We start from the raw sequence: 23,418 nt of genomic DNA, 5'->3' as shown, positions 1-23,418 counted from the left end.
GAATTGCCTCTTTTAAATGAAAAAAATATCGTTGACGCCCGACTCGGGATAGCTGTCCCGGATCTTCTTAAGGATCGTCGGTTTCATGAAAACCAGCTCGTTGCGCCACGCGCTATTGGCCGCCTTGATGTACAGGATCCCGTTCTCGATTCTGGAGATTTCCGTGTTCTTTCCGATCATTGCGCCGACAATCTCCTCCCATTCGGCAACGACCTTGTAAGCCTTCAGCCGCTCGGATACTCCCTCCTGCTGTGAAAATTCCTTTATCAAATCGCCAACCCTTCTTGCTTCAGGCATCTTCGTACACCACATTTCCCTCGCGGACAAAATGATACTTCGTTTCCCGCGTGTCGAGGAGCTTCTCATCGTAGCTCAGTAGATCGGTTGCAGTGATGAATGTCTGTCCGAGCGTTGCAACAGCGCGCACCGTTTTTGTCGCCCGCGAGTAATCAAGCTCTGTCATCACATCATCGAGAAGCATAGCAGGAGTCTCGCCGAGCATCTCCCTTATGTAATGGAACTCCGCAATCTTCAGCGCAACAAGGAATGTCTTATGTTGACCCTGGGACGCGAACTCCCTTATTGGCTTCTCGTTCAGCATGAAGCCGATATCGTCGCGGTGCGGACCGGCAAGGGTTGAGCCGCGTGCGCATTCCGCGGCGGCCAGTTTCTCCAACGCCGCGTGAAATTCCTGGCTTATATTCGCTTCGTACCGGAATGACGGCTCATACAAGAGTCCCGGGACTTCACCAAGCTCCACGAGGAGTGAGTAGGCCCGTCTGAATGTCTCCTGGAACCCGCTAGCGAATTCAGCACGCTTCGCCATTACTCTTGTACCATGAAGCACCAGTGCATCGGTCCACGCAGCAAGGATTTCCCGGTCCAAGATATCGTTCAGCTTTGCGTCGAGCAGGATCTTGTTTCTCTGCTTGAGCGCGCGGCGGTACTCGAGCAGTTCTTCGAGATACGCGTGCGACACCTGCGAAAGGACCATGTCCGCAAATTGTCTCCGTTCCGAGGGCGCACCGCTCGTCAGCGCGAAATCCTTCGGAGCAAGGACGACGATCGGGAACATCCCTATCACGTCAGCACTTTTCCTCACTTCGTTGTTGTCGAGAAGATACTTCTTCCCGCCGCCGGCCTCCGATGTAAATCGAACCCTGTTAACCATGCCGCTGTCTTTTTCCATCAGAGCTTCCACCGAGAACGCATCTGCGCCGAACTTACGCACCGCATCGTCGGGCTGCTGCAGGAAGCTTTTCGTCAGGCAGACGTACGACAGTGCTTCGAGAATACTCGTCTTTCCCTGTGCGTTGGCACCTGTTATGATGTTAATGCCGTCGCTGAACTCCAGCGCCGACTCGGCATGATTTCGGAAATTTATAAGTTGTACTTTCTTGACTTTCATTACTCAATTGAGTCTGAGCGGCATCACCAGGATAAGTATGTCCTGAGCGCGCGATCCATCGGGCGCACCGGCTGTTCCTTTTCCTTCGTCCGGGATCGGTCTGATGGTTGCTGCCCTCGTCGGTGAGGAGAACGCAAACCTGACCTTTCCGGCATCTATGCTCCCCATTGCTTCCGTTATATAGGTCGAGTTAAAACCGATACTGAGCTGATCACCGCCGTTCCATTGTATCTGCAATTTCTCTTCGCCCATCTCGCCCCTGTCTGCATCCTCGGCGGAAATTGTCAGCGCATCTTTGTCTACCGTGAACTTCACGAGATGGTTCACAGAATCGGAAAGAATCGCGACGCGCCTTACCTTTTCCAGGAGCTCACCTCTGTTCACAGTCATAAGTTTGTTGTTGTCGATATCGCTCGGAATCACCGCTTCATAGTCGGGATGCGCGTCCTTGATCAACCGCGTGATCAGTTCCGTATCTGGACTTTTCAACCTGATGTGGTCATCTGCGATGGTTATCTCGATCATGTTTCCTCGTAAATTCTTCGCCGCCAGGTTCAGTGCCTTTTCCTGAATGTTCGCTTCCTTCTTCAATATTTTATCAACAAGCGCCTTGTCTTCGATCCGAACCAGTCTGTGACCGTCGGTCGAGTATATCTTTGCACCTCGACCGGAGAATTGGAAGAGCACTCCGTTCATCGAACGCCTGTGCTCGTCCTTGGAAACGGCAAATACTGTCCGCTCGATAACGGTCCTCAGCGCGTCCGACGACACCGTCGCGGTTTCCGCATTCTCACCCAGAGTGGGAAGCGTCGGGTACTCTTCCGCCGGAGAACATGCGAACCTGTACGAGCCGGACTTTGTCTTCAGCGTGAGCTTGAGTTTGTCATCTGCAGCGAGATCCACCTCCGCGTCTTCAAGGTTCCTCATAATATCAAAAAACTCTTTCGCGTTGACTGTAATCTTCCCATCTGTTCCCTCCGATATGTCGGTGACTGTCGACATGGATATTTCGAGGTCCGTTGCGGAAATCGTAAGTCTTTTCTTGCTCGTCTCCAGCAGCAAGTTCTCAATTGCTGGAATGGTTGTTCTAACAGGAACCACGCCGATCACACGGCCAATCGCGTCGCGAAGTTCTCTGCTATTTGCCTTAAACTTCATTTCCGCCTCCATTGTTTACGGGATATTTCACGAAAGAGTGTTGTGAATTTGAAATAAATTTAGCTTTTTCCGGTCTAAGATTCAATTTCCTCTGTTGAGCTACATTCGCTTTAACGGTCTGATATTCCCTCGCCTTGCTTGCGATCCCAACATTAAACCACTGGAGGTGTCCGGCTCCTGGAGCTGAGGCCTGGATGAATCAGTATCATCTTTGCGCGTCTCCACGGGTGCTCTCAAACCAAGAGATCACCGGATGATTGTTTGTGACTGAACAAATCCCCCTACCTGATTTCCAATCGCGTGTGGAGAACCCCCAATTATTATAAATATTATTTTATATACATAAAGATAATAAGACTAGTAAAGAGTGTGAATATGTTAAATGTCCCGGGCGAAATTTGTAACGTCAAGAGTCGCGGTCAATTGAAATGAGTTCGAGGTCGGGAGTATTGCACAGCGGCCGGTAACAAGATGTTCGTTACTGCAGGTATATCAACACGGTGTTTGTCGGTAGATTTTATTGTCGAAAAGTTTCCATCTATCAACATGAACCGTCTGGATATCGACACGGATATAAACAAGTTCCTCACATTCCGATAAGCTCAATGCGCTTCTTGATCCTCTCATACTTCTCCCGGAAGTGATCGTCATTTGAAAGAAGGTCTGCGACTATCTGGCATGCGTAGATCACGGTTGAATGGTCCCGGCCGCCGAAGTGACTTCCAATTGTTTTCAGCGGAAGCTGGGTAAGCTCTTTTGTGAGATACATCGCGGTTTGGCGGGCAATCACAATCTCCTGCTTCCTGGTTTTCGCTCTCAGCTGATCTTCAGTCACATCAAACAAGTCCGACACGATTTTCTGAATATCCTCTACGGTAACCGACGCCTTTCTACTTATGGCAAGACTGCGGACCACTTCCTTGGCGAGGTCGACACTAACATCGCGGTTGTTAAGACTGGCCTTCGCGAGAATACTGATGACGCTTCCCTCCAGCTCGCGGATATTTGACGTAACATTTGCTGCCACGTACTCGATCACATCGTCAGGCATCTGGATCCCGTCATCTTCGCTTTTCTTCCTCAATATCGCGATCCTTGTTTCGAGATCCGGAGGTTGAACGTCGACGGTCAATCCCCACGTAAACCTGCTGATGAGCCTGTCGTCAACGCCCTTGAGCTCTTTCGGCGGCCGGTCTGAAGACAGGACGATTTGTTTGCCCGACTGGTGAAGCGCGTTGAACGTATGGAAGAAATTGTCCTGCGTTTTTTCCTTCCCGGCGAGGAATTGAATATCGTCAACGATTAGGACATCCATGCTCCTGTAGAAATTGGAGAACTCGTTGGCCCTGTCTTTTTGGATTGCGTCGACGAAATCGACCGTGAATCGTTCGCTGGAGACATAAAGGACGCGGTCAGCCTTCCCAATCTGTCTCGCGAAATTGCCGATTGCCTGGATCAGGTGGGTTTTTCCGAGTCCGACGCCGCCATAAACCACCAGGGGGTTGAACGATGTACCGGCGGGATTATTCCCGACCGCATATGCAGCTGCGCGCGCGAACTGATTGCTGTCGCCTTTTATGAAATTATCGAATGTGTAGCGCGGATTGAGATTGGTCTCGAAGGGAAGATGGCTGGTAAACTTTTGCGCTTGCGGCTTCGGCCCCGGCATTTGTTGCTGACCCGCCTGAGGCGGTCGGTAGAACTGGGGTTCCGACTCAGACAAATCTTCGTCGGAGATTGTGTATTCAACCCGGACATTATCTCCGAGAATTGTCTTTACGGATTCTGTGACGACTGTTGAGTAGTGCTCCTCGAGCCAATCATGGAAAAACTGGCTCGGCACTTTTAGCACGAGGCTTCTGGTGTCGAGGCTTACCGGCATTACCGGCTCGAACCATGTTTTGTAGCTCAGATTGTTCACCCGCGCATGAATGATCTTCATGCATTCCTGCCAAACGCCATTGGCATCCGCAACCGTCTGCATCATGACACTCCACTGACACGTTAAAGTTCTTCACATTACCGACAGAGTTATCAACAGCCAAAAAGGGACACAACTTCAATGACTAGAAGTTCTTACGGTGAGAGATAACATAGATTTAACATCCGTGTGGAAAACAGAAAAAGAGAAACCTTTCTCTGCAAAGGCGAAATCGATTTAATTTTTTCAGCTTTCCACAAGTTATCCACACCAAGCCGCCAAGATTTTTGGCTGTGAATAATAATACAGCGGGTGTGGAAAAACAAGATGGAGCAGACAGTTGCATGGCGCCGTAACCATCAGCACGTCAGCGGCTTACGAGGTCGGGGAACGCGCAATGTGGAAACCCGGTAAGGTCAGCAAGAGGGCGCAATATGGCGTGTTTTCGTGGGAGCATGCGGGGCGCTGTGGAAAAGTGGAACAAGATTGTGGAAAACATCCGTGTAACACTAAGATTATTCGCATATTAGAAGAAATCTCCGATGCCCTTCATTAAGGAGATGTCGAGACAAAAATCTTGAATCTTGTTCAGATTGGAGCTAACTTGTCGGGCAAAATTTAAAGGTACAGGAGCAAGATTTAATGAAAAGGACATTCCAGCCGCACAATACGCCAAGGCGGAGGACACACGGCTTTCGTTCAAAGATGCGGAGCAAGACCGGCCGGAAGGTTCTGGCGCGAAGGCGAGCCAAGGGTCGTTGGCGTCTGACCGTCAGCGATGAAAAATAAAGTCTGAGAAGCAATTGCGCCTAGCGGCCCGGTCCTACGGTCGCCGGACGTGACTTGAAGAGGCGAACCCCCGTTGGGAAAAAACGTCATCATCAAATCGTCGAGCGAAATCAGGAACATCTTCAGGACCGGTAAGCGCTTTGGCGGAGAAAATATTTCCCTCTTCTATGTGTTTGCCGGCGAACGCGGCGCTACGGGTGTCGCGTTTACCGTTTCAAACAGAGTGAAGCGAGCGGTCGACCGTAATCGGTTGAAGCGGCTCATGAGAGAAGTCTTCAGGCTCAACCGGCAAAAAGTCTGCTCAGCGACTGCATCCAGGGACACCGGCATCAGACTCGTGATGAACTGCAGCTACGACCGGCCCGCAAAAATGTTGGCATTGAAAGATATTGAAAAGGATTTCAATCGGTTTTTACGAAGTATCACCGACCAGGCTGCCGCGTGAAGCGGCGGTCGGGCTGATAAGGCTCTACCAGAAACTAATCTCGCCTCTCTTCCCGCCGGCGTGCAGATTTTATCCGAGCTGCTCCGAATATTCCGTCGAAGCTTTCCATGTTCACGGGTTCACGAAGGGAATTCTCCTGTCGGCATGGAGGGTCTTGAGGTGCAACCCGTTCAGCAAAGGCGGCTACGATCCCGTCGGCGGAACAGCGAAAGGAAAATAGATGGGGAAGACTGAAACGGTCGGCATAATTATAATCACGCTTCTCCTCTTCGTGTGGATGTACTTCAATTCGCCGAAGCAGCCGCCGCGGCCACAGCAGCAGCAGACTACGGAGCAATCCGCGGCACCCCCCCAAGAGCAGGCTCCACCAGTCGCGACGTCCGGCAAACCTACACGTCAACCGGAGCAAGCCACCGCGAGGGTGACTCAGTCCGATACATCAGCTCTTCGACTGTTCGGGAAAACTTTTAGTCCGCTGACACACGGCGTTACGAAGACGATCTCGATTCAAACGGATCTGTATACCGCCGTGCTTACAACGCGGGGAGGCATGATCAGAGAGTGGTCGCTCGCCGATTATAAAACCTGGCGGGGTAACCCGGTGCAACTCGTCAGTTACAATTCGAACGGGGACTATAGCCTTTTGTTCCAGACAATGGACGGCAAGCTGATCGATACGAAAGATCTTTTCTTCAAGTCATCTTTTGTCGGCGGGGAAGTAATAACGTTGTCGAAGGATCAAACATTCAAGTTGAGTTTCACCGCGACGGTGGGCGACTCGTCGCAAATAGTCCGGGAGTATACCTTCAAAGGAGGTGTTTACGATTTCGGGTCGCGGGTGACGTTCAAGAAAATGGATCCGTACATCGCGAACTTCCAGTACCAGGTGAATTGGGAACATGGTATACAGTACGCGGAAGAAAACAGTGTGGATGAATCGAGTTACTCGACAGCGTACGCGTTCAACGGCGGTGAAGCAGTTTCTCTTGACGCCAGTAAGGTAAACGCACCGGTAAAACAGGAGCTCGCAGGGAGGACAGACTGGGTTTCTCAAACGACGAAGTATTTTACGGTCGCAATTGCGGCAAAGGACCGGCCTGCAGACGGCGCGTATCTTTACGGCAGCGAGGTGACTGCGCCGGACAACGGTCTGATTAGGACATACTACACATCGCTCGAGATGCGCTTCGAGGGTCAACCATTCCAGAGCGATTCGTTCATGGTATACGCCGGCCCGCTGGATTACCGTGCACTTAGATCGTACAATATCGGTCTCGAAGAGACTGTGGGACTCGGCTGGAAGTGGATCGTGCGGCCGATCGCGGAATATGTCTTCCTTCCGATGTTCAGGTTCTTCCACACGTTCATTCCGAATTACGGTTTGGTCATCATATTATTCTCGCTCATCATAAAGGTCGCGTTGAACCCGCTCACCGTGAGCAGCATGAAGTCGATGAAGAAGATGCAGGCGCTTCAGCCGATGATGAACGAGATAAAAGAGAAGTACAAGGAAGATCCGCAGAAGATGAACCAGGCGGTGATGAGCCTGTACAAGGAGTACAAGATAAACCCGATGGGCGGGTGTCTGCCGATGGTGCTGCAAATGCCGATTCTGTACGCTCTGTGGGCGATATTCAGGAGCAACATCGCGCTTCGACAGGCGAATTTCATCTGGTGGATGAAAGATCTATCTGTGCCCGACACGATAGTTCATCTGCCGTTTACGGTTCCATTTCTGGGAGTGAACCAGATAAGCGGACTTGCATTCCTGATGGCGGTGACGATGCTGGTACAGCAGAAGATGAGCATAAAAGATCCGCGTCAGCAGTTCATGGTCTGGTTCATGCCGGTCATGTTCTGGTTGATATTCAATAATCTCCCGTCGGGATTGAACCTGTACTATTTCGTCTTCAACATCTTGTCGATAGGCCAGCAGTACCTGTTGAACAGGAAACCGGCCGAGGCGGTCCTTGTGAAGCCGCCGCCGCCCAAGAAACCTGGGCGTGCGCGTCCGGCGCTAGGGAACAGGTTCATGAGAAGGAATTCATAGAAGGGGACGTAATCCTTGTCGTGTGGTTCCTGAGGCTGAAACAGCTTTGGCGGGTTCGGCGCATGCTCGTGTAAAGGAGAAGAAGATGAATCGGGTTGCGTTGTTACTTTTTCTCGGGGTCCTGCTCGGATCGTGTGTACCTTACGAAGCCACCATCATTCCGGATGTCGGCTCATACGCAAAGATCTATGTGATGCAAACTAGTCTTACGCCGGTTCCGGTGACGATGGTCGGTAGATATGGAATAATCATGGTACTCGGCGCTGTACGTGTTTCGTCTGTCGATTCGTCGGTTTCATATGCGTTGATGGTGGCTGACGCATTCTGGAAGGAGTTTCCACACGGAAAAGTTCTCGCACTTACAATCAAGGCGGATTCACAAACTACTACGTTAAAGCCCGACCAGCCATTGGAGAAGACGAAATCCAACATAATGCTTGGGGAAGATTATGAAACCGAAAGAGTGTGGTTTACCGTCAACAAACCGCTGGTCGAGCGGATTGCATCCTCAGCTTCCGTGTCATTCGATCTTAAAGGAGAGATGGGGGACATTTCCGGCGTGTTGACGAAAGACAACCTGGAGAACTTCAGGGAGTTTCGAGACGCGTATCTTCGGTGACCCCGCGGGCGAAGCATCGGCCGGGTTTAAGTGATCCACGCGAGCAGATCTCTTCGCTTCTTTCAAAGGGAGCAAATAAAGAATGACGTGCTCTTCAATAGTCGCGGCTTACGGTTAGGGCTTTGTATTTTTTCCGCTTGACATGAGACATGTGAGTCGGTATGTTTGTAAGGCAGGGCATGTCGGGAGGGAAGCACGGCGAGTCAGGGCAACGGGCGAAGATTATACCTTTTCATTCTGGCTGCGCTAATTGTGTGGCCGGCTGATCCGGTCATCAGCCAGGTTCATATCAGAGAGATCGTGACTATTGCTCCGGAAAAGCCGAGAGAAGTGGGTGTAATAGTACGCACACTTCGGTTTGTGTTCGCGTGGGACACGCATTCGATGGGCAGGCTGTACGTTCCCCAGTCCCCCTGCGGTGGGGTTGTCCAGGATAATCCTCGCTATGGGACTGATAGCGTTGTAATAGAAGTCCCTCAAGGTTACCCGGGAGATTACGCTTTTGACCCGCAAGTTGGAGTGGGATTGGTCCCCAAGGGAGAACCGATTCATGCTACATTCTCCATATACATCAACGACACAATGGTTCAACACGACTCAACTGTACTTTTCGGTTCAGGTTCCGAGCTTTACTCTCCCTGGCCCAACGGCTGGATTTATTACAATCCCCCCTGGTTTAGTCAATTCAATTTCGAGCTCAGCGCGAAATTGATTCCGTATTCGACGGACACACATCCGATAATCTCCGGTATGAACGATTGCGGAGGAACCAGCTGGTCACCCTTGGACCAGATGACTCTGACAATTGAGTCCGGAATCGGTTATGCTTCATTCTACGGCTACGATCTTTCGAATGGAACATATGACATTCCGTTCGGGAACAAAGCAGAAGGGACAGGAGCAGACATCGCTGGTAACATACTACTCTCGGCTACCGGAACGGTACCGGGTAAAGACGGACAATGGATTTTGGTGAAAGCGTCGAGCAATGGAATAGTGAAAGTGGATTCAACTCTTGTGACACCACCGCCCGACCTGGATCACTTCACGGTGCAACTCCAGCCTGATACGATAGCTTACTCTGAGCAATCAAAAATCCTTGTGCAAGCGAAAGACAAAGACAGAAAAGATTTCTTTCTGGATGGAGACATCCTGATCAGCGTGGATCCACCGGGGTACGGAGAGATATCTTACATGATGCCGGGGATCGTTGGGAGCACGAAAAATAAAATGGGATTGTCGAGCCACGAAGTACAAAATTCAGATAGCATCGGCGGGAAAGCGAATCGAGTCACAGATGGAGGGGTAAAGGTCCCGTACTCGGCCGCGAACTCAGGTTGGGTGTTCTTCAATGCTGACGGGACGATTCCCGACACGAATACAACAATTACTTTCACGGCGAGTGGAGTCGACGAGCCAAGCGCCACAGGAACGGGTAGCGTGGTAATAAGGGGAACCAAGCCGGAATTGGTTGTCATATATCCTACCGACGAACTGAAAGCAACGAAAGAAATTACCAAGGATCCGACGATGCCGGATATTACAGCGAAAGCTAAGCTGGAAAATTATAAAGGTGGCACAGTAAATTTTCAATGGAACCTGCAGGTGCAGTGGGAAGGTCCGGACGGGAGAGAATTTAATGATTCCTTCCGAGGAAATACGACAGCAACAAATTCACAAATGAGCCCATGGACCATAAACTGGACTATGAACTCTAGCAAGATAAGAGGCGGCGACGAACTCACGCTTGATGTAACCGCGACTGCAGGCGGAAAAGTTTATGATAAAACTGTGGATCACGGATTTATAATTGTCGGACTAAACCCTTCGAAGTCTGCAATAAAGTCCGCAATTACAGAAAGTGACCCCTTAGCAATAGAAGTTATTATATTCATGGAAAGCAGCTGGCGCCAATTCATAAAGAATAAAGATTTTCCTCTTTGGGGCTATCCCAATGGCTATGGACTCATGCAACTAGACAATAGTCCTGCTGCGACTGACGAACAAGTATGGGATTGGAAAGAAAATTTAGCTGGTGGAGAAGCACACTTTGAACAGGCGAAAAGCAGCGCTATAGCCTTGCCTGCCACATATAGATCAAGGCAAAACTCGGTGCGGATGACGAACAAAGGTTACCAATCGGTTATCAAAATGCGACCGATTTTTCTACCAAGGAGAAAGTTTTAAAAGAAACCTTTCAAGAATACAATGGCGGGAGCAAATATACTTATTGGCGATGGAAATCTTACAAACCGCTTGATCCAAACAGTCGTGGTGAATGGATCAGAAGAAGTAATCAAGAAAGATACGCGGATCGAGCATGGGCACTTTATACGAATCCCGATGGGACATGGAATAAATAGAACGAGGTCAGTTATGAACACGAAGAAAATTTTCCTTAGGATTTTTCTTATAATTGTTTGTTTGTCGACTTTCGGGAATATAGTATTTTCGCAACCGTATTATTTTTACTCCAAAGATGATCCTGATTATAAAGGCGGCGGTTACAGCGTTGATATTTACAGACAAAACCTGGCGAATGGAATTTCTGAATTGATTTTGAAGGATGCAGGTAGAATCGAACAAATTTTCGATTCGCCGGACCAGAACAGGTTAATTCTGCAAAATCGCAGTCAGGTGGTTATTGTTGAGCTGAATAATTCTAATAAAAGGACGATACTTTTTGAAAGAGACACGTGGGTTGTTCAGGTAATTTTCACGCCAGCAACAAACCGATATTATGTTTCTATAGGATCATCAGAAGATGAGTATCAAAAAACAATCGTATTTGACAACACCACATTTCAACCAATAGACACTTTAACTGAATTATACTCATACGAGCCAATATGTATCTCGTCGGATCAGCATCGAGCATACAGATCCATCTCAGATTCCAATGGGTTGGTCTTTCGTGCTTGGGACATCTTTGCGAATAAAAGACTTCCAGACAAGAATTTTACGTCCCTCGGGACCTTTGCCTATGATCCCGGCATTGATGACGCTAAGGCCGGCCTTGCCCTTATTAAATACGAAAGGATTGCTGAATCTGGATTTGCTAATCAACAATATGCGGTTTGCAATGTAGAGCAAGGACTTGTATACACTCCGTTTGCATTTCCATGGCGCTCCGAAGGGCGGTTATCTGCTCACGGAAATTACGCATTGATAGAACAAGTGAATTATGACACGACTCGTGAAACCGGTGAGTACCGCCCCGGTAGTGTTTATGTATTTGATTCACGTGCAGGAGCACTCCTGCAAAGACTGAGACTTCCTCCCGAAGGGAAAATCTTACTGTTCGACAACTACCCCAATATGCTGTATTACTATTTCGAGAAGAAGCAGACATCCATCAACCTCGACCTTACAAAACTTCCGGCTATCAGAGCGATCAGTCCGCAGAATGTTCTCGTCGGCAGCGGAGCCTTCACGCTCAACGTCTCGGGAATGAATTTCACATCACAATCAAAAGTGCAGCTTAATGGCACAAACCGGCCGACAACATTTATTGCCGACACGCTTCTTCAGGCAACAGTCAGAGCCGGAGATGTCGACACCGCAACCACGGCATACATCGCTGTAAGAGACAGCATCGCCCCGTCATCGCATGTAACGACAGACTCGTTGGCATTGAACATTATCTCTGTACCGCAGCAATCACTGCAGCCGATTTTAGATTGTGTCACGCGGGTGGACGACACGACGTACACGGCTTGGTTTGGCTACGAGAACGACGATGCGGCTTCCGTTTATGTTCCGGTCGGTCCTCAAAACAAATTCTCACCGACTCCCAATGACAGGAATCAGCCGGCAGTCTTTGAGCCGGGCAGGAAGGACAAAATGTTCAGCGTGACATTCAATGGCAAGAACCTCGTGTGGAAGCTGAACGGAAACGAAGCGACAGCATCGAGGAAATCGCCGGGGTGCAATTAGAAGGCTGAAAGTGGATCTTCGCGTGACGGGCTCCGATCAGTTCACATAAATCCATAATCGCGAATTCTTTTTGTAATCGCGGGCGTAAAATACACCGCCCTGCTCGAGTGCCGATTCGATCGTGTCGATATCTTTGTCCAGATTCTTCGAACCAATCATTGCGAGCACGATACCTACCGCTTCGAGAGACTCTACCCTCAGCTTCGAGACTTTTGTCGATTCTCCGCTGTCAGAACTTTCTATTATAATGTGATTGTGTCTTTCCGTTTCTTCATTCATTTTCTCCCCAAACTTCCCGCCGTAGAACCTCGTTTCTCCTTCTCCCGTACTGTCTTTGATGCGCATGACAGTCCCTTCATCATACGCGCGAAGAAGAGAATCGTATGACATTTTCACACCGTTGATATCGAAGTCTCCCCTTGACGAAGCGAGAAGCTTGACTAGTCTGAGTGAGACACCGACTTTCTGAGTGGTCGCATGGTTCTCGGAGTTTTCAATCCAGATACATTTTGTCTGCGACAGAGCAGAGCTCGCTGCTACAGAAACGAAGACGACGCATGAGACGATCGCGATAATCTTTTTCATGATTTACCTCCCTATTTTTCCCCCGTTCATTTGTCGATCCTATTGAGGACGATAAAATGATCACGACGGAAATTACGCTTGAGTAGGATGGAATGTTTCGGAGGCAGGGGGTGACGTTACGCGAGAGTCAGTGGTGAGACGAAAATCGGCGGAAGCAAACGGTTGTTGAAACCGTATCCGGTGGGCCTTTGAGATCTCCCGCAGAGGAAAGGGGCGCCGAGCGGAAAACGCTGTCAGGCTGCGCGGTTAAGCCTTCTTATGCCGGGTGGGCGGTCCCACGGGAACGGCATTCCGGAGCTAATTTCGTGGTAGAATTCTTCGCAGCAGTAGTCGACAATGTTCCATTCACCGCTTCCGTCGGCGATGTCTATGAGCAGCGTCGCGCGGGAATGCGATTTGTGTACCGGGCAATTGAATTTATGTATCCTGGTTTCGGCGAGATTCGTGATTTTGACAGACTGATCCGCCGGCAGGTTTGAAAGCACCACATGCCGGTTGCCTTCTCTGAAGATCAAATTCACCATACTTCCTCCCTTTCTCCATGAAAGGTATTTCGCTGACATTAAATGAAGATTGCCGTTGAATTAATTTTTCATTGAGTTCGTTCGGCGGAAACACTTGTGTGGGTAAGCTACCGATTTGGTGGGACCGCGAAATCGTCCACTTAAAATTTCATCCTAACTTAACTTGACATTTGGGCAAGGGAGGTTGAAATTACAGTTGAAGTTCGAGCGTGCTAGCGAAGGCAGTTTGCGGGTGAGAGAGGATTGCCACGCAATTGCAAGTATCATGTCAGGGTTGAGCGCCCACCGCAACCTAACGCCTTCCCATAATTATTGAAACTTACAAATCAGGAGGCAACATGCGTTTTGCTTCAGCAGTAGCTTTCATCGTGTTTGTTACCGCTAATGCCTTCGGGCAATTCACGGCGGGGAATCTTGTAGTCGCCAGAGTTGGAGATGGATCGGCGAGTCTCTCGAATGCCGCGGCGGCGGCATTTCTGGATGAATACACCACAGGAGGAACTTTCGTCCAGACGATTACACTTCCGACATCAGGAACAAACAAGATTACTTTTCAGGGAAGCGCTACGAGTGAGGGAGGAATGAGCCGGTCGACAGATGGACGTTATCTCGTCTTCGCGGGATACGATGCGACTCCCACGACGGCCACGCCGGCATCATCCACGGCGTCGTCGGTAAATCGTGTCATTGCCAGAGTTGATGCTCTTGCAAGCGTGGATCTTTCGACGAAACTGACCGATGCATTTAATGGCAGCAATGTAAGAAGTGCAGCCTCTACCGATGGAACGAACCTCTGGGTTTCAGGCAATGGAGGATCAGGACAGGGCGCTTCTGCCGGTACTCGGTACACGACATTCGGCTCAACGACCACGACGGGACTTCACTCGTCTCAAACGAACATTCGTTGGGTAAAGATTTTCAATAATCAGCTTTATGCAACCACGGCATCGACCTCGATATTCGGCGTTGTAACCGTCGGGACGGGGACCCCTACCACAACAGGGCAAACAGTTACCGAACTTGCAGGAATGCCGACTTCTGGTACGCATAGTCCTTACGGTTTTTCCATTAGTCCGGATGGCAACACGATGTATGTGGCAGACGACGGTGCCGTAGGATCTGGCGGTGGAATTCAGAAATGGACATTGGGCGTAGGGACTTGGAGCTTGGTGTATACGCTATTGAATAACGGGTCGACAACAACGGGAGCGAGGGCGTTGGTTGTTGACTGGAGTGGAACGAATCCGGTGATTTACGCAACCACCAGCTTGAGTCCAACCACGCTGATCAAGGTCACTGACACCGGCTCAAGCAGCACTGCGACCACGCTTGCAACTGCGGCTACGAACACGGCATTCCGCGGAGTAGCATTCGCACCTTACGCGACTGAAACGTTTACAGATGGAACATCGTATCCTGCCCCCAACGGAACACCGAACACGAACGATAATCCCATCGGGCGATTCCAGCTTGCAGGCAACATAAACGGAGGCAGTCTTGCGTCGGTCACTGTAACCCTGACTGGAACTTACAGCGGCATTACCCAGCTTAAGCTGTATGCATCTTCTTCAGCCTCGTTCAGCGTAGGAAGCGCGACACTCCTTGCGTCCACTTCGGCTATCGGATCGACCGCGACACTTACCGTAAGCGGCGGACATCCGATTCCTTCGTCAGGCGAATATTATTTCCTTGCTGCAGATCTTAATAGCTCTGCCGCCGGCAGAGTGCTGGTCAGTTTGGCAGACCAGACCGCATTGACGTTCACGAACGCGGCACTGTACACAACATTCTCGAACAATACGCTTTCGACAACAGATATAGCCCTCCCTGTGACCGCGACCGCAATGTCCGCGAAAGTGAACGCGGGGAAGGTCCTTGTTAACTTCTCAACCGCGACCGAGATCAACCTGGCCGGGTTCAACGTCCTGCGCGCGACGACAGACCAGGGACCGTTCGAATTCATTTCCGGCTATGAATCCAACAAATCATTGACGGCCAAGGGAAGCGTCACCACCGGAGCATCGTATTCTTTTGTCGATCCGAAGGTCAACGCAGGTCATACGTATTACTACAAAGTCGAAGCTGTTGACAAATCGGGCGCAACAGAGCAGCTTGGCGGCATCATCGCTGTTGATGTTACCGTTCCGAAAGACTATGCCGTATACCAGAACTACCCGAACCCGTTCAACCCGTCCACGACAATCGCGTACGACTTGAAAGAAGCATCTCAAATCAGACTTGAGGTTTATAATCTCCTTGGAATGAGAGTGAGGAGCATGAGCTTCGAGAAAGAGGCGGGTACATTCGAGACGACGCTCAACTTCACGGGCATGTCGAGCGGGATTTATTATTACAGGATGGTGATCACGGGAAAATCGGGAAGCGGTTTTGTAAGCACAAAGAAAATGCTCATGGTCAAGTAGCCCTAGTAATCAGAATCGTGTAAGTCGTCATTCGGTCGGTCCGGCACGTCAGGGCGTGAGTACTGGCAAGAACGACATCGTGATGAGGGGCAGCTCGAACGGCTGCCCCTCTTCGTTGCTCTTTACGGTCGCGAAACATTGGAATACGCGGGCATGAAGTCCGGTCCGAAATCAATTTATATGGCCGGATGGCGCCTATAGCGCTCACCCGCGACTACGCTGCGATGATATCTGAAATGTATCTGCATTTTCATTCTCTCTCTTGTCAATTATATTACCACCCGAGTCGTGAAACGAATTTGTGTGCTGTGCGGGGACGAACGATAAGATCGGTGGGCACCGACAGCAGATAACGATCGCGGCAGGCCGGCCGCATTCGAAATGGAGGAAGGTGTAATGAGATCCAGGAAGTTTTCCGTTTTCTTCGTGCTGCTGTTTTCATATTTCCAGTCGACACCGCTCCTCGCTCAGAGCGCCAACCATGTTGTGATAAGTGAAGTGTATGGTGGTGGCGGAAACTCGGGCGCGACATTGAAGAATGACTTTATAGAGCTGTATAATCCCACGACTTCTCCCGTAAGTCTCGCCGGCTGGTCCGTGCAGTACTCATCTGCCGCGGGAAGCAGCTGGCAGGTCACGAACCTGTCGGGATCCATTGCACCTCACGGCTTCTATCTCGTCCAGGAAGCGCAGGGAAGCGGCGGGACAATTAGTCTCCCGACACCCGATGCGACCGGTACACTCGCGATGTCTTCGACGGCGGGCAAAGTCGCGCTTGCAAGCAGCACGTCCGCGTTGAGCGGCTCAAATCCCACAGGCGGCGCTCTGGTAGATTTGGTCGGATACGGCAGCACCGCAACGGGTTACGAAGGAACGGGTCCGGCTCCTGCGCCGTCCAACACGGCATCCATAGAAAGAAAAGCATCATCGGGTTCCACAACCACCAGCATGGCACCGGGTGGTGCGGATGAGCTTGCCGGGAACGGATACGACTCCGACAACAATGCAAGTGATTTTGTCCAGAGGGCATCTCCCCAGCCCCAGAACTCGGCGAGTCCGGTGGAACCATTCCTCTCTCCGAACGGGAGCGGAATAGGAACAGCCAGGATCTCCCCAACCGTTATCGACGCGGGCCATTCGGCGAACTTCTCTATCGAGGTGCTTGGAGACGCGACCGACACGACGGGCAACGTCGTAGTTATCGTACCTTCTGTCTTGACATGGTCGATGAGCTCCACAAGCGTGCTCCTCGGCGGAACGGGAATGTCGGACGCAACAGTTGCAGTGTCGGCAGATACTATATCGATTTCGGGTGCCGCGATTACGAAAACGGACAGCGCGCAAATTACAATTCAGTCGGTTACCGCCCCAGATTCGGCGGTGACGGCCAACTTCATAGTCGAGACTTCGGTGGATACCGTGGCACCCGCGCCGATCGCAGCGCAGCTCCAGGTGTCCGTAACAAAACTTATCAGGATTATCGATCTTCACATAAATGATTCGCAGGGAGTACCGGTTGCACCATACCAGGTGGGAGCCGTCGTCACCATTGCCGGAGTCATCACGGCTGATTTCAATGCCACGAGGACCGACGTTTATGTTCAGGACGCCACCGCAGGTGTAAATATCTTCAGCTACAATCGTTCGTACAATTATCAGGTCGGCGACAGCATCCGGATTACCGGGACGATCCAGCAATATCGTGGTACGGTTGAAATCCTTCCCGATTCCGTCAAGACGGTTTTCTATTCGCACGGAAACCCTCTCCCCGATCCTCTCCTGCTGACATCGGCGGATGTCAACCAGACTTTCACTGACGATTATTCTGAACCGAACGAGGGGAGACTTGTCAGGGTTAATGGAGTTACATATAGCTCGACAAATGAGACATTTACAGACCTAGTTGGAACGACTGGCGGATTTATTCCGACAGGGCTCATCGTGCCCGGCGGCACATTCGATGTTGTAGGAATTCTCAAGCAGTATAAACCTGGGACCGCTGCTACACTCACACCTCCTTATACTGGCGATTATGAAGTGGAGGCACGGACTCAAGACGACATTATCACTCATGGCGGACCGACTTTTGTCGAAGTTCCGTCCGAGAAGAACATCGCGCCGAATTCAGTAGACATCTATTTCAAAACCGCGTTACCATCGAGTGGGGTGGTTAGATTCGGCAAGACGGCGTCGTACTCAGATTCAGTTGTAGTATCTACGGCGGACACCCTACATACCATTACCCTCGGCGGTCTTTGGCCGGCGACCGTTTACCATTATCAGGCCGCCGCGACGGACGGTACAGGCACCAATCAGACGGGTGACGCGATATTCTCTACCGGCTCGCCCGCCGGCTCAACGGCCGTAGTAAATGTTTACTTCTCGAAATCTGTCGACACAACCGTCGCGAGCGGAGAGAAAGCACAGACCGTCGACATTTCCTCCAAGTTCATCGCAAGAATAAACGCTGCGCAATACTCTATAGATGTGGCGCTTTACAGTCTGAGCGGGACTGTCGGGAACAACGTCGCGAGTGCGCTCATCAACGCGAAGAACCGCGGCGTGAAAGTCAGGATGATAGTCGAAAACGACAATTCGAATACGTCACCCATGAACACGATGAAGTCGAGCGGGATACCATTCATTACCGACACGTTCGATCCCATCAATGCTGGAAACGGATTGATGCACAATAAATTTGCCGTGTTCGATCTTCGCGATACGAGCTCGTTCACGGACGATTGGGTGTGGACAGGATCATGGAACGCAACCGACCCGGGAAACAACAGCGACGCGCAGAACTCGCTGGAGATTCAGGACAAGTCGCTTGCGAATGCTTACACTATGGAATTCAACGAGATGTGGGGAAGCTCAACCGATACGCCAGACGCCTCCCAGTCGAGATTCGGGATCAGGAAAACCGATAACACTCCTCATCACTTCAATATCGGTGGGATTCCTGTCGATCTCTATTTCAGTCCGTCGGACCAGACGACACTCCACATCTACGAGACGCTTGAGCTCGCGACTAGCTCGATAAATGTTTGTATGTTGACATTCACGCGAAGCGATCTCGCACAGCTTCTTATTGCGAAGAAGGCGGCCGGGGACAAGGTAAGGGTCGTCATGGATAATAATACCGACAGCGGCAACCAGTTCAGTGCGCTTGGCGCCGGAAATGTCGATGTGCACCTCAAGGGAAGTAGCCTGAGCGGACTTCTTCACCATAAGTACGCGCTTGTGGACGCCGAGAACCCGAAGGCAGACGAAATTGTGATTACCGGGTCTCATAACTGGTCCAACTCCGCAGAGACGTCGAATAATGAAAACACATTGATGATTCACAGCAATCGGATCGCTAACCTTTATCTCCAGGAATTCAAAGCAAGGTATATCGAAGCGGGAGGTACCGACAACATCATTCTCGGCCTTACCGGGAACGGGAACACATTGCCGAAGGAATACGCGCTCTCCCAAAATTATCCGAACCCGTTCAACCCGAGTACAGCGATCAGCTATCAGTTGTCGGCGGTCAGCTTCGTGACGTTGAAAGTCTATGATATTCTTGGAAGGGAAGTGGCTGCGCTAGTGAACGGATCTCAAGTTGCCGGGACACATTTGATTACCTTCGATGGGTCGCGATTTGCGAGCGGTGTTTATTTTTACAGATTATCGGCAAGATCGCTTTCGTATGGGAATCAGCATTTCACCGAAACAAAGAAGCTAGTGCTGCTGAAATAGGGCGGAATCGGTCGCTTCTTACGCGGAGCGAGATAGAGGAATCACGTGGTTTCACCGAGAGATCTTATTCTTTCTGTTTCTCCTTTCCCCGGGGGAACTTCGTGCAGCAGACTCCGCCCTGTCGCACAGAGTTGTCCCTTTTAACACAAACATCATAACAAGGTCACTTGACATTTCGCGCGGCGAGTTCCAAATTGTAGCCAGTCGTCAAAAAGGTGGGTGTGTTTGCAATTTGAACCAAAACAAGTTTACGAAAAGAAACCACATCGCAGCATAGCTGCGTCTCCGCGCAACCACACCCCATAATCTTCTTCTTAAAACGAGATAACAAAAACCAGGAGGCAACAATGCGAGTTGTTCTAACCACGCTCATTGTCGCGCTGACGGCGTTAAGCGCGCAGAGCCAGACGACCTACACGTGGACCGGATCGACGGATTCTACATGGGCGACAGCCACAAACTGGAACCCAAGCCGTTCTGCTCCGGCGACAAACGACGTGCTCGTCTTTGATGGTACACAATCTCACCAGCCTGCGATCTCTGCCAATCAAACAGTCGGCAGGATCGTCGTTACAGGGAATACGACATTATACGTGGTGAATGGCGCAGCCACGGTTACCCTGACAGCGACAGGCGGATCCACTAACTGCTTCAATGTTTCTCCGAGCGTTACACTTACAGTGAATGCGACCGGCACGGCAGGAAACGGAATAGTGACTGTGGGCACCGGCGGCGGAGTCGACAGCGGCACCGTGACAATACTCGGCCGCTCTCAGATTCTTTCCAGCGACGCGACGAACAGGCTTGTGTTTGTGAACGGAGCGGTCTTCAACGCGTCACAATCGACAGGAAACCCGTTCGGTACAAGCTCGACAGGCACGACAAACAGCGTCGAATTCAAGAGTGGATCAACGTTCAATCAGAATACCGGAGCGTCAAACCCATTTGCGAAAACCGCACCGGCGAGTGTCGTCGTATTCGATACCGGAAGTTTGTATAGTTTCAATATTGCATCGACCGGATTTGACCCGTTCGGTGTATCGCTCAGCGGCAGGACATATCCCAGCGTGACTTTTGGCGGACAGGGTGCGCACTGGGGATACATCGGCAGCGGCGCGAGTACATGCACGATAAACGGCGACCTGACTATCAGCGCCGGCGATACCTTATATACTGGTACAAACGAATTCAAGGTCTCAGGGGCTATCACCAACAACGGCTATTGGAATGCGGCATCGGGTGACACCGTGATTTTGAACGGCGGACCTGCCACACAGGTAATATCCGGCACCGGAACGACGGTATTCCATCAAGCGATCTTTAGTGGCAGTGTCACCAGCACCGTCCTTGGTCAAAATATTATCGACTCGGGTTTAGTAACGGTTACCGGAATGTTGAACGCCGGCACGTATGCTGTTATCGGACCGGGAAACTTCTTACTTACATCCACCGGGGCGATGGGATTAACTGGTCCCAACGGAGTGAACAGTGCAATACAAACAACCGGGACCAATACGCTCAGCACTGGCGCGAACTTCTCTTTTCTAGGTGGCGGACCGCAGGTTACCGGTACACTTATGCCAGACACGGTTAATACGGTCTGGATATTTACATCGACCGGCGTCACCCTCAGCAAAACCACGACAATAAATACAGTCAACCTCAGCGGAGCCGGCAGCATTATAACCGGCACAGACACTTTGATCGCACCGAATGGAATCGGCGGTACTTATGGAGCCGGTGCATACATTGATGGCAATCTCGCTTACAACGTCACTGTGACCGGAGCGTGGATTTTCCCCGTCGGTTCCGGAATGACCAGCTACCTGCCGGTAACAATTGATTTTTCCAGTTTGACAGGCAGCGGAGAAGTGGTCGTTGGAACAGTTGATGGGTCGGTTACTCCCCCTGTACCACTGGCAGATTCATTGACGCTTTTGAAGAGATACTTCAAGATCGGGAATGCTGCCACCATTACTTCATTTACTGCTGGACTCACTCTGAGCTACTCAGCCGCCGATCTTGCGGCGATCGGGGTAACAAAGGATTCGCTTCTCCACGTTTACCAGGGCAACGGCTCAACGTGGGTCAATCTTCCAGTTTCTGCGAGAGATGTCGTTAACAAAACAGTGACCGTCAGCGGAGTCACATCGTTCGGGAGTTTCATTCTCGGCGTTCCCGGCCCGAAGAGGGTGACGATCGCGCAGGCGAGAAAAGACGACAACCACGACCTGATCCCGGATTATTCTGTCAGCGGCGATACGCTGAAAGTTTACGGCGTGATCACAACTCCGAACATACAATCCGTTTCGGGAAACACTTCGTACTGCATTCAGGACCAAACGGCGGGAATCGATGTGTTTCAGTACGGAACAATGTCGACCACATTCAGCATCGGAGACTCGGTGTTCGTGATCGGCGTGGTCGCGCAGTACCACGGCCTGACCGAACTCAGCCCGCTCGTCCTCGACACACTGCACTTCGGTCTTGTAAAACATAATGCCGTCGTTCCGGCTCCCTTGCATCTTGGTCTCCACACCTATGCGATGAACGCGGAAACTTACGAGAGCCAGCTGATAGCTCTCGATACACTGTACAAAATCTCGGGTTCCTGGCCGGCGTCGGGCGTAAACGGGAGCGTATACGTTTCCAGCGCAGCCGCGATCGACACGATCCAGCTCTTCATAAGCAAGAGCACCGACATACCAGGCACGAAAGAGCCGAAGTACCCCCTGAGTGTCGTGGGTGTTGTCAGCCAATATTCGTCTGGCTCGACACTGAACGGTGGATATGAACTTATTCCGCGCGACACAACAGACATCACGCACATCCACATCTCGCCGCTGGCGGTTCTTCCTGATAACGGCGCGCAGTACCAGCGTGCGGACACACTGCTTTTCAAGTGGAGCAAGACACCGCTGGCTACAAAATATTTGTTCCAGCTTTCGACCAGCAGCACGTTCGGCACTTATGTCGTGGCCGATTCCAGCGTGACTGACACGACAAGGAAAGTCGTCGGGCTGACACACCTCACCAAGTATTACTGGCGCGTGTGTGCGTACAACGTCAGCGTTTTCGGCGACTTCTCGACGATCGATTCGGTCACTACGATCGTTGCGGCGCCGGCTGCACCGGTTTTGGCGACACCACTCGGCACGAGCGGCGAGCCGCGCAGGACGACCTTCACCTGGCACAAATCGGTGAACGCGGTGAGCTATCATCTGCAGGTTGCGTCAGACAGCACTTTCACGACAGTCGTATTCGACACGACACTTGCGGATACTTCAAAGAAGTTGGGCGCGCCTCTCGCGTCGACAACGAAGTACTATTGGCATGTCAGCGCCAGCGACACCGGCGGCACAAGCGCATACTCGACGAGAGCTAGCTACACTACCGGAACGGGAATAGACGCGGTCAACGAGCCGAACGGAGTACCGAAAGAGTTCGCGCTCCTGCAAAACTATCCGAACCCGTTCAACCCGTCGACGATTATACGGTACGACATTCCGAAGAGCGCGTACGTGAAAGTCACGATCTATGATGTCCTCGGACGCGTCGTAGCGAACCTTGTGGACGGCATGCAGACAGCGAACAGTTACACCATCACATGGAGTCCGGCCGGCCTGAGCAGCGGTATTTATTTCTGCCGCATACAGGCGAAAGCTCAGTCGGACGGAAGCAGCTTCTCAGCGGTTAAGAAGCTTCTGTTCATGAAGTAATATGTGAGATTATAGCCGCCTGTTGAGCGGCGGCAATTGGAAGGCGAAACGCGGGACATTTCTCCCGCGTTTCGTGTTTTAGGTCAACCAAAACACAACG

The 23,418-nt window shown here is 51.1% G+C and carries 16 protein-coding genes; 10 read left to right on the top strand and 6 right to left on the bottom strand.

What is annotated here, in order from left to right:
• Nucleotides 1-12 precede the first annotated feature (12 nt).
• The 4 genes from VIS48_13570 to dnaA form a co-directional block, all read right to left on the bottom strand.
• On the bottom strand, nt 13-297 hold the full coding sequence (locus tag VIS48_13570) for a DUF721 domain-containing protein (protein ID HEY9167179.1): 285 nt from the start codon (nt 295-297) through the stop codon (nt 13-15).
• Nucleotides 290-1,408 carry a DNA replication/repair protein RecF gene (recF, locus tag VIS48_13565; protein ID HEY9167178.1) on the bottom strand — a complete coding sequence of 373 codons (1,119 nt, stop codon included), beginning with the start codon at nt 1,406-1,408 and terminating at the stop codon, nt 290-292. The genes VIS48_13570 and recF overlap by 8 nt, the downstream gene beginning before the upstream one ends.
• A 3-nt stretch (nt 1,409-1,411) precedes the next feature.
• A complete protein-coding gene (gene dnaN / locus VIS48_13560) occupies nt 1,412-2,566 on the bottom strand; it encodes a DNA polymerase III subunit beta (protein HEY9167177.1) in 1,155 nt (384 codons plus the stop codon).
• 586 nt (nt 2,567-3,152) lie between these two features.
• The gene (dnaA, locus tag VIS48_13555) at nt 3,153-4,553 is read right to left on the bottom strand and encodes a chromosomal replication initiator protein DnaA (GenBank protein HEY9167176.1); all 1,401 of its coding nucleotides are present in this window, start codon (nt 4,551-4,553) and stop codon (nt 3,153-3,155) included.
• 576 nt (nt 4,554-5,129) lie between these two features.
• On the opposite strand from dnaA, the gene rpmH reads away from it, so the two are divergent.
• The 7 genes from rpmH to VIS48_13520 all read left to right on the top strand — a co-directional run bounded on the left by rpmH (nt 5,130) and on the right by VIS48_13520 (nt 12,326).
• Entirely contained in the window at nt 5,130-5,276 is a 147-nt protein-coding gene (gene rpmH / locus VIS48_13550) for a 50S ribosomal protein L34 (GenBank protein ID HEY9167175.1), read from the top strand.
• Nucleotides 5,277-5,349: 73 nt separating this feature from the next.
• Nucleotides 5,350-5,721 (top strand): ribonuclease P protein component, encoded by a 372-nt coding sequence (gene rnpA / locus VIS48_13545; protein HEY9167174.1) that lies wholly within the window; start codon nt 5,350-5,352, stop codon nt 5,719-5,721.
• Nucleotides 5,711-5,941, top strand: a complete 231-nt coding sequence (gene yidD / locus VIS48_13540; GenBank protein ID HEY9167173.1) for a membrane protein insertion efficiency factor YidD — start codon at nt 5,711-5,713, stop codon at nt 5,939-5,941. Before rnpA ends, yidD begins: the two co-directional genes overlap by 11 nt.
• Entirely contained in the window at nt 5,942-7,771 is a 1,830-nt protein-coding gene (yidC, locus tag VIS48_13535) for a membrane protein insertase YidC (GenBank protein HEY9167172.1), read from the top strand.
• Between the two features lie 85 nt (nt 7,772-7,856).
• On the top strand, nt 7,857-8,390 hold the full coding sequence (locus VIS48_13530; GenBank protein ID HEY9167171.1) for a hypothetical protein: 534 nt from the start codon (nt 7,857-7,859) through the stop codon (nt 8,388-8,390).
• Between the two features lie 300 nt (nt 8,391-8,690).
• Nucleotides 8,691-10,577, top strand: a complete 1,887-nt coding sequence (locus tag VIS48_13525) for a hypothetical protein (GenBank protein HEY9167170.1) — start codon at nt 8,691-8,693, stop codon at nt 10,575-10,577.
• A 189-nt stretch (nt 10,578-10,766) separates the two neighbouring features.
• Nucleotides 10,767-12,326, top strand: coding sequence for an IPT/TIG domain-containing protein (locus tag VIS48_13520; protein HEY9167169.1), 1,560 nt, complete (start codon nt 10,767-10,769; stop codon nt 12,324-12,326).
• 36 nt (nt 12,327-12,362) lie between these two features.
• On the opposite strand, the gene VIS48_13515 is transcribed toward VIS48_13520, so the two are convergent.
• The gene (locus VIS48_13515; protein ID HEY9167168.1) at nt 12,363-12,911 is read right to left on the bottom strand and encodes a hypothetical protein; all 549 of its coding nucleotides are present in this window, start codon (nt 12,909-12,911) and stop codon (nt 12,363-12,365) included.
• 233 nt (nt 12,912-13,144) lie between these two features.
• Nucleotides 13,145-13,435, bottom strand: coding sequence for a hypothetical protein (locus VIS48_13510; protein ID HEY9167167.1), 291 nt, complete (start codon nt 13,433-13,435; stop codon nt 13,145-13,147).
• A gap of 338 nt (nt 13,436-13,773) precedes the next feature.
• Between VIS48_13510 and VIS48_13505 the strand changes: the two genes are divergently transcribed.
• The 3 genes from VIS48_13505 (at nt 13,774) to VIS48_13495 (ending at nt 23,318) form a co-directional block, all read left to right on the top strand.
• Nucleotides 13,774-15,858, top strand: coding sequence for a T9SS type A sorting domain-containing protein (locus tag VIS48_13505; protein ID HEY9167166.1), 2,085 nt, complete (start codon nt 13,774-13,776; stop codon nt 15,856-15,858).
• Nucleotides 15,859-16,254: 396 nt separating this feature from the next.
• Nucleotides 16,255-19,599: a phospholipase D-like domain-containing protein gene (locus tag VIS48_13500; protein ID HEY9167165.1), complete on the top strand. Its 3,345-nt coding sequence runs from the start codon at nt 16,255-16,257 to the stop codon at nt 19,597-19,599.
• Nucleotides 19,600-19,946: 347 nt separating this feature from the next.
• A complete protein-coding gene (locus VIS48_13495) occupies nt 19,947-23,318 on the top strand; it encodes a T9SS type A sorting domain-containing protein (GenBank protein HEY9167164.1) in 3,372 nt (1,123 codons plus the stop codon).
• Nucleotides 23,319-23,418 lie beyond the last annotated feature (100 nt).

Source organism: Candidatus Kryptoniota bacterium (assembly GCA_036567965.1).
Taxonomy (GTDB): Bacteria; Bacteroidota; Ignavibacteria; order Kryptoniales; family JAKASW01; genus JAKASW01.
The sequence above is the reverse complement of the archived record's forward strand: the minus strand, read 5'-3'. Positions and strand labels throughout refer to the sequence as shown.